Source organism: Allobosea sp. 47.2.35, from assembly GCF_024655635.1.
Lineage (GTDB): Bacteria > Pseudomonadota > Alphaproteobacteria > Rhizobiales > Beijerinckiaceae > Allobosea.
The window spans coordinates 19,621-32,925 of record NZ_JANLGI010000012.1; the positions used below are offsets into that span (position 1 = coordinate 19,621).

Here is a 13,305-nt window from a genome sequence, read left to right on the forward strand (position 1 = left end):
CTCCATCCTGCAAGAAAAATACCCGCACCATTCTGGCAGCCGGTCGACCCTGTTCCCTCCTGCAAACGAACGAGGGGCCGAAAGGCCCCTCGTCGCATCACCTCAATTTCGGGGGAAACGCCTCAGGCGGCGCGGTAACGCGCCAGCCAATGCGCATAGGGCGCCGGCAGGGTCGCCCAGGCCGGGTTCTCCACGCCAAGCGCCTGTGCCGCCGCATAGGGCCAGTGCGGATCGGCCAGCAGCGGCCGGCCCAGCGTCACCAGATCGACCTTGCCTTCGCGTACCAGTGCGTCGGCCTGCTCGGGCTTGCTGATATACCAACTCGTCGAGGCCGGCAGGCCAGTCTCGCGTCGCACCCGCTCGGCAACCGGGCCCAGGAATGCCGGGCCCCACGGGATCTTCGCCTCTGTGGTCGAGAAGCCGACGCTGACATCGATGAAATCGAGCCCCTCGGCCTTGAAGCGCTTCACCAATTCGATCGCTTCGGCCAGCGTCTCCTCGTCGCGGCCATCATATTCGATCACGCCGAGCCGGGCCGAGAGCGGCCGGTTCTCCGGCCAGACCTTGCGGACGGCCGCCAGCGTTTCGATCAGGAAGCGGCTGCGGTTCTCGAAGCTGCCACCATAGGAATCGTCGCGCTTGTTGGCGTGCGGCGAGAGGAAGTTCTGCGCGAGATAGCCATGGGCGAAATGCAGCTTGAGCCATTCGATCCCGATATCGCGGGCGCGCTCGGCCGCGGCGACGAAATCGTTGCGCACGCGCTCGATATCGGCCGTGGTCATCGCGCGCGGCACGCGCGGCAGCCCGCCGCCATGCGCCACCGCCGACGGCGCGAGCGTCTCCCAGCCGCGCGCGTCATTGGCCGGGATATGGTCGTCGCCCTCCCAAGGCAGGTTGGCGCTGGCCTTGCGCCCGGCATGGCCGATCTGGATGCCTGTGACCGCACCGGCCTTGCGCATCTCGGCGACGATCGGCGCGAGCGCCTCTGCCTGCCCGTCATTCCAGAGCCCTAGGCAACCGGGCGTGATCCGCCCTTCCGGAGAGACGCCGGTCGCCTCGATCACCACCAGCCCGGTGCCGCCGCGCGCCAGCCCGGCGAGATGCGCCCGGTGCCATTCATTGGCGACGCCGTCCTGCGCCATGTACTGGCACATCGGCGAGGCGACGATGCGATTGCGAAGGGTGACGTCCTTCAGGCTGAAGGGATCGAACAGACCAGGCATGGTGCGGCTCCGCGCAGTGGATTTCTATGTTTCGATAGTTCGATATTTTTCGAACTTTGGCAAGTTCAAAACCCTGTGATAGACTGAAGCTCATGCGTCATGCCCGCCTGCCCGCCTCCGAAGAAATCGCGCTCGAAGACGTCTTCCACGCGCTGAGCGACCCGTTCCGGCTTGAAGTCGTGCGCCGGCTCGCGGTCGAAGGTGAGCAGAGCTGCCAGGCGCTGGAGGGCGACCGGCCAAAGTCGAGCGTCTCCCACCATTTCCGCGTGCTGCGCGAGGCCGGCCTGATCCGTACCCGCAATGAGGGCGTGACGCGGATGAACGCGCTTCGCCGCGACGATATCGAGCAGCGCTTCCCCGGACTGCTCGCCTGCGTCGTGCCCAAATTGAACGATTGAGCTTCCGCCGGTTCCGCTTCACGCAACGCCGCCCTATGCTCGTGCCATGAGCCTCCCCTACCGTCCCAATGTCGGCATCGCCCTGTTCAATGCGCAGGGCCACGTCTTCGCCGGCCGCTCGCACAGCGCCGGCCCCGAGATCGTCCTGCCCGGCTTCGAATGGCAGATGCCGCAAGGCGGCATCGACCCGGACGAGGACATCGTCGCTGCCGCGCGCCGCGAGCTGGAGGAGGAAACCGGCGTCACGCAGGCCGAGCTGCTCGCCGTGACCGATGAATGGTGGAGCTACGATTTCCCGCCCTATGACGGGCCCTGGCACAAGCTCGCCGCCTTCCGCGGCCAGCGCCAGCGCTGGGTGGCCTTCCGCTTCACCGGCGACGAAAGCGCGATGGATATCGGCAAGCCCAATGGCGACGAGCTGCCGGAGTTCAGCGAATGGCGCTGGCACCCACTGGCCGCGATGCCGGGCCTGGTCGTGCCGTTCAAACGGCCGGTCTACGAGAAGGTGGCACAGGCCTTCGCGGGTTTCGCGGCGGCCTGACCATCCCGTTTCAGAAACGAAAAAGGGCCGCTCGCGCGACCCTTTCGCATTCCGAAGCTGAAGAGCGGAATCACGCCGCCTTGCGCTGCTCGAAGACGTGCTTGAACTCGCGCAGCTGCACCAGCGTGTCGTGCAGGCGCTTCTTCTCGTCGTCATTATGCGAGCCGGCGAGACGGGTCTCGGCAGTCAGGATCTCGGCGTCGAGCACGGCGGTATCGACATCCTCGATAAAGCGGCCCTGCTCGGCCAGGATCGTCGTCGAAGCCTGGTTGACCTCGACGAGGCCGCCATTGATGAAGAATTCCTTGCCGTTGCTCTCGGTCGTCTGGACGAAGACGACACCGGCCTTGAGCGTCGCGACGAGCGGCGCGTGACCCGCGAGCACGGTCATCTCACCCTCGACGGAGGGGACGATGACGCTGACGACGTCGCCCGAGAACAGGATGCGCTCCGGCGAGACGAGTTCGAACTTGAAGGTGGCCATCGCCTGTTTTTTTCCTCCGACGTCACCCCGATCGCCGGACGACGTCGGGGGCCAAGCCAGATGTGTCAACAATCCATGCCGGGCATGGTTCCGGGCGGCCTAAGCCGCCCGAAAGGAAGAATGCGCGAAGCTTACGCGGCCTCGGCGGCCAGGCGCTGTGCCTTCTCGACGGCTTCGTCGATCGAGCCGACCATGTAGAAGGCCGCTTCCGGCAGGTGGTCGTACTTGCCCTCGACCAGGCCCTTGAAGCCCTTGATCGTGTCCTCGAGCGGGACGAGCTTGCCCGGCGAACCGGTGAAGACTTCCGCGACGAAGAACGGCTGCGACATGAAGCGCTCGATCTTGCGGGCGCGCGCCACGGTCAGCTTGTCGTCTTCCGAGAGTTCGTCCATGCCCAGGATCGCGATGATGTCCTGCAGCGACTTGTAGCGCTGGAGGGTCTGCTGGACCGCGGTGGCGACAGCGTAGTGCTCCTCGCCGACGATATCGGCCGAGAGCATGCGCGAGGTCGAGTCGAGCGGGTCGACCGCCGGGTAGATGCCCTTTTCCGCGATCGAACGCGACAGCACCGTACGGGCGTCCAAGTGAGCGAACGAGGTCGCGGGCGCCGGGTCGGTCAGGTCGTCCGCCGGGACGTAGATCGCCTGCACCGAGGTGATCGAGCCCTTGTTCGTGGTGGTGATGCGCTCCTGCAGGTTGCCCATGTCGGTGGCGAGCGTCGGCTGATAGCCCACCGCCGAAGGAATGCGGCCGAGCAGCGCGGACACTTCCGAGCCGGCCTGCGTGAAACGGAAGATGTTGTCGACGAAGAACAGAACGTCCTGGCCCTTGTCGCGGAAGTCCTCGGCGATGGTCAGGCCGGCGAGAGCGACGCGCATGCGGGCGCCCGGGGGCTCGTTCATCTGGCCGTAGACCAGCGCGCACTTGGAGCCAGCGGTCGAACCGTTGTTCTCCTTGGGGTTCTTGTTGACGTTGGACTCGATCATCTCGTGATAGAGATCGTTGCCCTCACGGGTGCGCTCGCCGACGCCGGCGAACACGGAGTAGCCGCCGTGGGCCTTCGCGACGTTGTTGATCAGCTCCATGATCAGCACGGTCTTGCCGACGCCGGCGCCGCCGAACAGGCCAACCTTGCCGCCCTTGGCGTAGGGAGCCAGCAGGTCGACGACCTTGATGCCGGTGACGAGAATCTGCGCCTCGGTGGACTGCTCGGAATAGGCCGGGGCCGGCTGGTGGATGCCGCGGGTGGCGGAGGTCAGGATCGGACCGGCTTCGTCGACCGGCTCGCCGATGACGTTCATGATGCGGCCGAGCGTCTCGTCGCCGACCGGAACCGCGATCGGGGCACCGGTATCGGTGACCGACTGGCCGCGAACCAGACCTTCGGTCGAGTCCATCGCGATGGTGCGGACGGTGTTCTCGCCGAGATGCTGGGCGACCTCGAGGACAAGGCGATTGCCGAGGTTGTCGGTCTCGAGCGCGTTCAGAATCTCCGGCAGGGCGCCGTCGAACTGCACGTCGACGACGGCACCGATGACCTGGGCAACGCGGCCGGTGCCGGTGTTGGCGGGCTTCTCGGCGGTCTTCTTGGTGGTCTTGGTAGCGGCTTTGGCCATGGCGGAACCTCGGGACTAGCGCATTCGGATGTGACGGCAGCCGGCGGCTTGCGCCACCGGCGAAGATTAGGCGGTTAGAGCGCTTCCGCGCCGGAGATGATCTCGATCAGTTCCTTCGTGATCATCGCCTGGCGCGAGCGGTTGTAGATCTGCGTCTGCTTCTTGATCATCTCGCCGGCATTGCGCGTGGCGGAGTCCATCGCCGACATGCGCGCGCCCTGTTCGGAAGCGGCGTTCTCAAGCAGTCCGCGCAGGATCTGGACGGTCAGGTTGCGCGGCAGCAGCGCTTCCAGGATCTCGCCCTCGTCCGGCTCGTAATCGTAGACGGCGTCGGTCTGCTTCGTCCCTTCCGGGATTTCGGCCGGGATGATGCGCTGCGCGGTCGGGATCTGGGCGATCACCGAGCGGAAGCGCGAGAAGAACAGCGTCGCGACGTCGAACTCGCCATTGCCGAAGCGGGCCAGCACGTTCTGGGCGATCGCCTCCGCATTGGCGAAGCCGACCTGCTTGAATTCGCGCAGATCGATGAATTCGATGATCTCCGCGGCGAACTGGCGACGCAGGATATCGTAGCCCTTCTTGCCGACGCAGATGATCTTGACCGTCTTGCCCTCGGCCTTCAGCGCATTCGCCTTGTCGCGGGCGAGGCGCGCGATCGAGGAGTTGAAGGCGCCGCACAGGCCGCGCTCGGCGGTCAGCACCAGCAGCAGATGCACCTTGTCGGAGCCCGTGCCTGCGATCAGGCGCGGCGCGCTCGAGCCGGACACGCCGGAAGCGAGGTTCGACAGCACCGTCTCCATGCGCTCGGCATAGGGGCGCGCGGCCTCGGCAGCCGTCTGCGCCCGGCGCAGCTTCGCAGCCGCGACCATCTGCATGGCCTTGGTGATCTTCTGCGTCGACTTCACCGAAGCGATGCGATTGCGTAGGTCCTTAAGGGACGGCATCCGATCTTGATCCCCTACCCGTCAGCCGCCTGTCTGCGGCGACGAAGCAATTCAGAGAAGCGACGCGGCGGGGGCAGATGCCTCACCGCGCCGGCAATGATGATCAGGCGAAGGACTTCGCGAAGCCCGCGACGATGTCCTTGAGCTTGGCGGCGTTGGCGTCCGACAGGTCCTTGGACGAGCCGATCTCGTTGAGCATGTCGGCATGCTTGCCGCGGACCAGCGAGAGCAGGCCGTCCTCGAAGGCGCGAACCTTGCTGACCGGCAGCGCGTCGAGATAGCCGTTCACGCCAGCATAGATCACGACGACCTGCTCTTCCATCTTCAGCGGCGAGAACTGCGGCTGCTTCAGGAGCTCGGTCAGGCGGGCGCCGCGGTTGAGCAGGCGCTGCGTGACCGCGTCGAGGTCCGAACCGAACTGGGCGAAGGCAGCCATCTCGCGATACTGGGCGAGCTCGCCCTTGATCTTGCCGGCGACCTTCTTGGTGGCCTTGGTCTGCGCCGACGAACCGACGCGCGACACCGAGAGGCCGACGTTCACCGCCGGACGGATGCCCTGGTAGAACAGGTCCGTCTCGAGGAAGATCTGGCCGTCGGTGATCGAGATCACGTTGGTCGGGATGTAGGCGGACACGTCGTTCGCCTGCGTCTCGATGACCGGCAGAGCCGTCAGCGAGCCGAGGCCGGCGGCCTCACCCATCTTCGCCGCGCGCTCGAGCAGGCGGGAGTGGAGATAGAACACGTCGCCCGGATAGGCCTCGCGGCCCGGCGGACGGCGCAGCAGCAGCGACATCTGGCGGTAGGCGACGGCCTGCTTGGAGAGGTCGTCATAGATGATGACGGCGTGCATGCCGTTGTCGCGGAAGAACTCGCCCATCGAGCAGCCGGCGAACGGCGCCAGGAACTGCATCGGGGCTGGGTCGGAGGCAGTGGCCGCCACGACGATCGAGTACTCGAGCGCGCCGCGCTCTTCGAGCACCTTCACGAGCTGGGCGACGGTCGAACGCTTCTGGCCGACGGCGACGTAGACGCAGTAGAGCTTCTGGCTCTCAGGGGCGCCTTCGACGTTCAGCGGCTTCTGGTTCAGGATCGTGTCGAGCGCCACGGCGGTCTTGCCGGTCTGGCGGTCGCCGATGATCAGCTCGCGCTGGCCACGGCCGATCGGGATCAGGGCGTCGACCGCCTTGAGGCCAGTCGCCATCGGCTCGTGCACCGACTTGCGCGGGATGATGCCGGGCGCCTTGACGTCGACGCGGGCGCGGGCCTTGGCCTTGATCGGGCCCTTGCCGTCGATCGGGTTGCCGAGAGCATCGACGACGCGGCCGAGCAGCTCCTTGCCGACGGGAACGTCGACGATGGCGCCGGTGCGCTTGACGGTCTGGCCTTCCTTGATGTCGCGGTCGGAACCGAAGATCACGACGCCGACATTGTCGCTCTCGAGGTTGAGCGCCATGCCGCGCACGCCGGACTCGAACTCGACCATCTCACCGGCCTGGACCTTGTCGAGGCCGTAGACGCGGGCGATGCCGTCACCGACGGAGAGAACCTGGCCGACTTCGGTGACCGAAGCTTCCGAGCCGAAATTCGAGATCTGAGCCTTCAGGATGGCGGAGATTTCAGCGGGGCGGATGTCCATCAGCCGACCTCTTTCATGGCAAGACGAATTGAGTTGAGTTTGGTTTTCAGCGAGGCGTCGACCATGCGGGAGCCCATCTTGACGATGAGCCCGCCGATCAGGGCCGGATCGATCTTGATCGAGACATCGACATCCTTGCCGGCGACGCCCTTCAGCGCCGCGCGGATCTCGTCGACGCGCTTGGCCGTGGGCTCCTCGGCGACCGTCACCTCGGCGGAGACGATGCCCTTGGCCTCGGCGACCAGACGCTTGTAGCCGGCGATCATGCCCGGCAGCGCGAAGAGGCGGCGCTTGCTGGCGACGAAGCCGATGAAATTGGCGGCGAGGCCAGCAATGCCGGCTTTCTCGAGCACGGCCTTGATCGCCGCGACCTGCTCCTCGGCGGTGAAGGCCGGGCTCTCGATCAGGCGACGGAGATCCTCGCTCTCGGCGAGCAGGCCGTTGAAGCTATCCAGAGCGGCCGCGACGGTGTCGATCGCACCCGCCTCCTCAGCCAGCTCGAACAGAGCGGTGGCATAGCGCTGAGCTACGCCCGACACCAATGTCCCCTGCGATCCGCCTTCAGCCACGCTTCCCGTCTCTCGTTTCAAGGAACCACACCGGCGACCTTCTGAGGCGAAGGTGGAGTGCATGGTTCCGGCGCTGCGAGTATCATAGGCGCGAAGCCGGCAAGACGACTTCGCGACCGAAATGTGGCGGTGCACTAGCATGTGGTTCCGGGCCGCGCAATCGCTGATTGCCCTTCATAAGCGGCGATTTTGCCGCGCCTTTCAGCCGTTCAAAGGAAGCTTTGCGGATCGACATCGACCGCAACCCGGACCGAGCCCTTGGGCCGGGGCGCCCGTTTCAGCCAGCCGCGCAGGTAATCCTGCAGGTTGATCTCCCGCGTCGTCTTGACGATCAGGCGCATGCGATGGCGCCCGCGCAGCACCGCCAGAGGCGCTTCCGCAGGCCCCAGCACCATGATTCCGTCGCCGGCGTCAGCACATCGGGCCAGCGACCGCGCATGGCTTTCCGCCTCGGCCTGACTGCTGGCGGAGACGATCAGCGCCGCCAATCGCCCAAAAGGCGGCAGGCCCGCCGCCTCCCGCGACGCCTCCTCTGCGGCATAAAACCGCTCCGGATCGCCCGAGATCAGGGCTTTCAGCACGGGATGCTCGGGATCATGCGTCTGAAGCAGGGCGCGCCCCGGCTTCTCGCCCCGTCCCGCGCGCCCCGTGACCTGCCTGAGCGCCTGGAAGGTCCGCTCCGCCGCGCGCGGATCGCCGGAGGTCAGGCCGAGATCGGCATCGATCACCCCGACCAGCGTCATCCCCGGGAAATTATGGCCCTTGGCGACGAGTTGTGTGCCGATGACGATGTCGAACTCGCCCTCCGCCACGGCCATCAGCTCCGCCTTCAATCGTTCGGTCCCGCCCGGAAAATCGCTGGAGAGCACGATCGAACGCGCCTGTGGAAAAAGCGTCGCGACCTCCTCGGCGAGCCGCTCCACCCCCGGTCCGCAGGCGATCAGGCTCTCAGGCTTGTGGCAGGCCGGGCATTCATACGGCCTGCGCTCGACATGGCCGCAATGATGGCAGACCAGCGCCCGGCGGAAGCGATGATCGACCAGCCAGGCCGAGCAGTTCGGGCACTGAAAGCGATGGCCGCAATCGCGGCACAGCGTCAGCGGCGCATAGCCGCGCCGGTTGAGGAAGAGCAGCGATTGCTCCTTCGCCTCCAGATTGGCCTCGACCGCCTTGATCAGCGCGCCCGAGAGCCAGCGCCCGCGCTCCGGCTTGTCGCGGCGCAGATCGACGAGGCCGAGCTGCGGCAACTCACGCCCGCCGAAACGCTCCGGCAGCCTGAGATGGGCGTAGCGCCCACGCTCGGCATTGACGCGGGTCTCCAGCGAGGGCGTCGCGGAAGCGAGCACGACCGGCGCATTCTCGATCCGCCCCCGTACCACCGCCATGTCGCGGGCATGGTAGGAGACGCCGTCCTCCTGTTTGTAGGCGCTCTCATGCTCCTCATCGACGACGATGAGGCCGAGATCGCTATAGGGCAGGAACAGGGCCGAGCGGGCACCGGCCACGACCTTTGCCTCGCCCGATGCGATCGCCGCCTGCAGCCGCTCGCGCTTGCGGCCGGTCACGGCCGAATGCCAGAGGCCCGGCCTGACGCCGAAACGCGCCTCGAACCGGTCGATGAACTGCGCGGTCAGCGCGATCTCGGGCATCAGGATCAGGCTCTGGCGGCCAAGCCGGATCGCCTCGGCAACGGCCTCGAAATAGACCTCCGTCTTGCCGGAGCCAGTGACGCCTTCGAGCAGCGAGACGCCGAAGGCCTTCGCCTGGACAGACTGCACCAGCGCCTGCGCGACCTCCGCCTGCCCCTCCGACAGTTCCGGCACGGCATGATCGGGATCGGGCAAGGCCGCGATCGCCTCGCGCGGCAAGGGCTCGACGACGAACGTGCCGGCATCGACGAGGGAATCGATCACGGCCGCGCTGACCGAGGCCGCCTCAGCCAGCGCCGATTTGCCAATCAGCAATCCGCCCTCGGCCGCTGCGATGGCCCGCGCCCGTGCCGGCGTCATGCGGCCAGGAGGCGGGCCAGCGAGCTTGACGCCGAGCTTCGGCCGCTCCGGCGTGTCATCGGGTTGCCGGCGCAAGGCCAGCGCCAGCACCGAGCCTTTCGGCGCCAGCGTGTACCAGGCGACCCAGTCGACGAGCTTGCGCAGCGCCGGATCGAGCGGCGGCATGTCGTATTTTTCCGTGACCTTCTTGAGGTTGCCGCCGCGCCCGGAGCCGACATCCCAGACGACGCCGACCGTCTCGCGCAGCCCGAGCGGCACCTGCACGACATCCCCGGGCTTGAGGACGAGCCCGGCCGGCACGGCATAGCTATAGGCCTGATCGAGCCCGAGCGGGATCAGCACATCGACCGTGCCGCCTTCGATCATGTCCGCCGTCTCATCCATCGCGCCAGTGTCTAGCACCGATTCGGCTGGTGTTAAGGCAGGAGCGCCATGCTGCGACGATGACCGACTTCGACTCCTTCAGGCAGAACTGGCTTTCGCACCTCGCGACCGAGCGGCGCCTCTCGCCGAAGACGCTGGAGGCCTATGCGCGCGATCTCGGCCAGTTCCACGCCTTCCTGACCGGGCATCTCGGCGGCGCGCCCTCGCTTGGCGACATCGCCGCTCTCAAGCCCGTCGACCTGCGCGCCTTCCTCGGCCAGCGCCGGCGCGACAATGTCGGAAACCGCACCCTCATGCGCCAGCTCGCGGCGCTGCGCTCCTTCGCACGCTTCGGCGAGCGCCAGGGCAAGCTCACTGCCGCCGCCTTCGCCGCGACGCGTGGCCCGCGCCTCGGCAAGTCGCTGCCGCGCCCGCTCGAACCCTCAGCCGCCCGCGCCGTCACCCAGGCCGATACCCGCGCCGGCGAGGAACGTGAGCAATGGATCCTCGCCCGCGACGCCGCCGTGCTCGGCCTGCTCTATGGCAGCGGCTTGCGCATCTCGGAGGCGCTCTCGCTCACCCGCGCCCAGGCCCCGCTTCAGGCCGGCGACACGCTCACCGTCATCGGCAAGGGCAGCAAGACCCGGATGGTGCCGGTGCTCCCCGTCGTGATCGCGGCCATCGCCGAGTATCTCAAGCTCTGCCCCTGGCGCCTGCCGCCGGAAGGCTCGCTTTTCGTCGGCGCCAAGGGCGGCCCGCTCTCGCCCCGCATCATCCAGCTCGCGGTCGAGGGCCTGCGCGGCGCGCTCGGTCTGCCTTCCTCGGCCACGCCGCATTCCCTGCGCCATTCCTTCGCGACGCATTTGCTGGGCCGCGGCGGCGATCTCCGCGCGATCCAGGAGCTGCTCGGCCACGCCTCGCTCTCGACGACGCAGATCTATACCCGCATCGATTCGGCGCGCCTGATGGCGGCCTATGACGCCGCCCATCCGCGCGCCGGGCGCTAGAGCATCGGCCGGAATAGCGGAACGCGGTTTTCGGAAAGGCCGATGCCAGAGCCGAATCGTGCCCTCTTGCTGCCCGAACGGAAAGCCTTAAACAGCGCCGCCACCGTGGCCTTGAGAGGTGATTCGTGTCTGATCCCGTCGAAACACCCCAGGGCGGCAACAAGCGCGTCGCGCTGCTGATCGCGCTGCTGGCGCTCACGCTCGCCTTCTCCGAGATCGGCGGCAAGAATGCCGAGCAGGAGGCCGTCGCGAAGAATATCGAGGCCTCCAATCTCTGGGCCTTCTTCCAGGCCAAGACGATTCGCGGCACGACCGTGCGCACCGCCGCCGAGGCGCTGGAAGTCGAGCTCGCCGGGGTCACCGACGAGGCCGCCCGGCAGCGCCTGACCAAGCGTATCGAGAGCTGGAGGCAGACCGTCGCGCGCTACGATTCCGAGCCGGAGACCCAGGAGGGCCGCAAGGAACTCGCCGCCCGCGCCAAGGCGGCCGAGGCACAGCGCGACATCGCCGCCGCCCGCGACGACAAGTTCGACATCGCGTCGGGCCTGATCCAGATCGCCATCGTCATCTCGTCGGCCGCGATCATCACCGGTGTCGGCCTGCTCGCCGCGACCGGTGGCCTGCTCGGTCTCGCCGGCATCGCGCTGATGGCGCTGGCCCAGTTCGCACCGACCGCCCTGTTCTGACGGCCTTACCGGGCCCGGCGCAGGCGCGGATCGACCGCGTCGCGCAGGCCATCGCCGAGCAGGTTGAAGCCGAGCACGGTCAAGGCGATCGCGGCGCCCGGGAAGATCGCGAGCCAGGGCTGCGCCGCCATGAAGGTCTGCGCCTCGTTGAGCATCCGGCCCCAGGACGGGTTCGGCGGCTGGGTGCCGAGCCCGAGATAGGACAGCCCCGCCTCGGCCAGCACAGCAAGCGCGAACTGGATCGTCGCCTGCACGACCAGGACGCCGGCGATGTTCGGCAGGACATGGCGCAGCGTGATCTGCCGGTTGTTCAAGCCGGCCGCTCGCGCCGCCTGGATGAAATCCTGCGCCCAGACTTGCAGCGCCGCGCCGCGCGCTAGCCGCGCGAAATAGGGCAGGTTCAGCACGGCGATGGCGACGACCGCGTTGAGCATGCCGGGCCCGACGATCGCGGTCATCATGATCGCCGTCAGCACGGCCGGGAAGGCATGGGTGAAATCGGCCGTGCGCATGATGATGTGGTCGAGGACGCCGTCGCGACGGACCGAGGCCACGAGCCCCAGCGCCGTCCCCGCGACCATGCCAATGCCGACCGCGCCCAAGCCGACCGCCAACGAATTGCGCGCGCCGACCATGATCATCGAGAACACGTCGCGGCCGAATTGATCGGTGCCGAACCAGTTCGTGGCGGAAGGCCCCCTCAGCCGGTTCAGGATCATCATCTGCGTCGGCTGGTAGGGCGTCCAGACATAGGAAACCAGCGCTGCCGCGATGACGAGCGCAGCCAGCACCGCGCCGATCACGAAGGACGGCGCGAGCCACCAGCGCCGCTTGCCGCCCGGTGCCTTGTCCTGAGCCGCGCTCATGACTGCCTCAGGCGCGGATCGATCAGCCCGTAGAGCAGTTCGACCGCGAAATTGATCAGGATCGCCAGCCCGGCGAAGAGCATGACGAGGTCCTTGACCACGATCAGGTCGTGCTGGGCGATGGCCTGGAAGACGAGTCGGCCCAGCCCCGGCAGGGCGAAAACGTTCTCGATGATGATGGCGCCGGCGATCAGCACCGAGAACTGAAGCCCAAGGATGGTGACGACCGGGATCAACGCATTGCGCAACGCATGCCGGCGCATCGTCGTGCCCTCGCTCAGCCCCTTGGCGCGGGCGGTGCGGACGAAATCCTCCTGCAATGTGTCGAGCATCGAGGAGCGTGTCACCCGCGCGATGATCGCCGCCTGCGGCAGGGCGAGCGCCAGTGCCGGCATGAGAAGCGCCTTCAGCGAAACGCCGATCCCCGCCTGCCAACCCGGGAAGCCGCCAGCCGGTAGCCAACCGAGCCCGACTGCGAAGACGAGCACGAGCAGAAGGCCGAACCAGAAATTCGGGATGGCGAGCCCGGCCTGCGCGAAGGCCATGACGCCGGCATCGGCCAGCCGGCCATGGCGCGAAGCCGCGAGCATGCCAAGCGGGATGCCGATCGCCGTGGCCAATGCGATCGCCATCAGCGCGAGCGGCAAGGTCACCGCCATGCGCTCGGTGATGAGCTGAAGCACCGGCACGCGGTAGGTGTAGCTCTGGCCGAGATCGCCGGTGACGAGCCCCCCGAGCCAGATGAAGAACCGCAGCACCGCCGGCTTGTCGAGCCCCATCTCGGCCCGGAGCGCCGCGAGCGCCTCGGGCGCGGCGTTCAGGCCGAGCGTCACCGCTGCCGGATCGCCCGGCAGGATTTCGAGCACGACGAAGATCACCAGCGCCGCCGCGAGCAGGGTCAGGCCCAGCGCGACGAGCCGGCGCAGGATGTAGCCGATCATGGCGTGCCGCCGTCTGCCGGCT

The 13,305-nt window shown here is 67.3% G+C and carries 13 protein-coding genes; 4 read left to right on the forward strand and 9 right to left on the reverse strand.

What is annotated here, in order from left to right; all coding sequences use genetic code 11:
- Positions 1 to 122: 122 nt before the first annotated feature.
- Positions 123 to 1,223: an NADH:flavin oxidoreductase/NADH oxidase gene (locus tag NUV79_RS15530; RefSeq protein WP_257734004.1), complete on the reverse strand. Its 1,101-nt coding sequence runs from the start codon at positions 1,221 to 1,223 to the stop codon at positions 123 to 125.
- A gap of 92 nt (positions 1,224 to 1,315) precedes the next feature.
- On the opposite strand from NUV79_RS15530, the gene NUV79_RS15535 reads away from it, so the two are divergent.
- Positions 1,316 to 1,621 carry an ArsR/SmtB family transcription factor gene (locus NUV79_RS15535; protein ID WP_257734005.1) on the forward strand — a complete coding sequence of 102 codons (306 nt, stop codon included), beginning with the start codon at positions 1,316 to 1,318 and terminating at the stop codon, positions 1,619 to 1,621.
- Between the two features lie 46 nt (positions 1,622 to 1,667).
- Positions 1,668 to 2,162 (forward strand): RNA pyrophosphohydrolase, encoded by a 495-nt coding sequence (locus tag NUV79_RS15540; protein WP_257734006.1) that lies wholly within the window; start codon positions 1,668 to 1,670, stop codon positions 2,160 to 2,162.
- A gap of 70 nt (positions 2,163 to 2,232) precedes the next feature.
- Here NUV79_RS15540 and NUV79_RS15545 read toward each other — a convergent pair whose 3' ends face one another.
- The 6 genes from NUV79_RS15545 to NUV79_RS15570 all read right to left on the reverse strand — a co-directional run bounded on the left by NUV79_RS15545 (position 2,233) and on the right by NUV79_RS15570 (position 9,804).
- A complete protein-coding gene (locus NUV79_RS15545; RefSeq protein ID WP_257734007.1) occupies positions 2,233 to 2,646 on the reverse strand; it encodes a F0F1 ATP synthase subunit epsilon in 414 nt (137 codons plus the stop codon).
- A gap of 131 nt (positions 2,647 to 2,777) precedes the next feature.
- On the reverse strand, positions 2,778 to 4,262 hold the full coding sequence (atpD, locus tag NUV79_RS15550; RefSeq protein ID WP_257734008.1) for a F0F1 ATP synthase subunit beta: 1,485 nt from the start codon (positions 4,260 to 4,262) through the stop codon (positions 2,778 to 2,780).
- Positions 4,263 to 4,336: 74 nt separating this feature from the next.
- Positions 4,337 to 5,206, reverse strand: a complete 870-nt coding sequence (locus NUV79_RS15555) for a F0F1 ATP synthase subunit gamma (protein ID WP_257734009.1) — start codon at positions 5,204 to 5,206, stop codon at positions 4,337 to 4,339.
- A gap of 103 nt (positions 5,207 to 5,309) precedes the next feature.
- On the reverse strand, positions 5,310 to 6,842 hold the full coding sequence (gene atpA, locus NUV79_RS15560) for a F0F1 ATP synthase subunit alpha (RefSeq protein ID WP_257734010.1): 1,533 nt from the start codon (positions 6,840 to 6,842) through the stop codon (positions 5,310 to 5,312).
- Positions 6,842 to 7,411 carry a F0F1 ATP synthase subunit delta gene (locus NUV79_RS15565; protein ID WP_257734011.1) on the reverse strand — a complete coding sequence of 190 codons (570 nt, stop codon included), beginning with the start codon at positions 7,409 to 7,411 and terminating at the stop codon, positions 6,842 to 6,844. The genes atpA and NUV79_RS15565 overlap by 1 nt, the downstream gene beginning before the upstream one ends.
- A gap of 209 nt (positions 7,412 to 7,620) precedes the next feature.
- Positions 7,621 to 9,804, reverse strand: a complete 2,184-nt coding sequence (locus tag NUV79_RS15570; RefSeq protein ID WP_257734012.1) for a primosomal protein N' — start codon at positions 9,802 to 9,804, stop codon at positions 7,621 to 7,623.
- Positions 9,805 to 9,863: 59 nt separating this feature from the next.
- Between NUV79_RS15570 and NUV79_RS15575 the strand changes: the two genes are divergently transcribed.
- Positions 9,864 to 10,790 (forward strand): tyrosine recombinase XerC, encoded by a 927-nt coding sequence (locus tag NUV79_RS15575; RefSeq protein WP_308218209.1) that lies wholly within the window; start codon positions 9,864 to 9,866, stop codon positions 10,788 to 10,790.
- Between the two features lie 125 nt (positions 10,791 to 10,915).
- Complete coding sequence (locus NUV79_RS15580) at positions 10,916 to 11,476, forward strand: DUF4337 domain-containing protein (protein WP_257734013.1); 561 nt, start codon at positions 10,916 to 10,918, stop codon at positions 11,474 to 11,476.
- Positions 11,477 to 11,481: 5 nt separating this feature from the next.
- Here the strand turns inward: NUV79_RS15580 and NUV79_RS15585 are convergent, their stop codons facing one another.
- Both NUV79_RS15585 and NUV79_RS15590 read right to left on the reverse strand, forming a co-directional pair.
- Positions 11,482 to 12,342, reverse strand: a complete 861-nt coding sequence (locus tag NUV79_RS15585; protein ID WP_257734014.1) for an ABC transporter permease — start codon at positions 12,340 to 12,342, stop codon at positions 11,482 to 11,484.
- Positions 12,339 to 13,283 carry an ABC transporter permease gene (locus NUV79_RS15590; protein WP_257734015.1) on the reverse strand — a complete coding sequence of 315 codons (945 nt, stop codon included), beginning with the start codon at positions 13,281 to 13,283 and terminating at the stop codon, positions 12,339 to 12,341. The genes NUV79_RS15585 and NUV79_RS15590 overlap by 4 nt, the downstream gene beginning before the upstream one ends.
- Positions 13,284 to 13,305 lie beyond the last annotated feature (22 nt).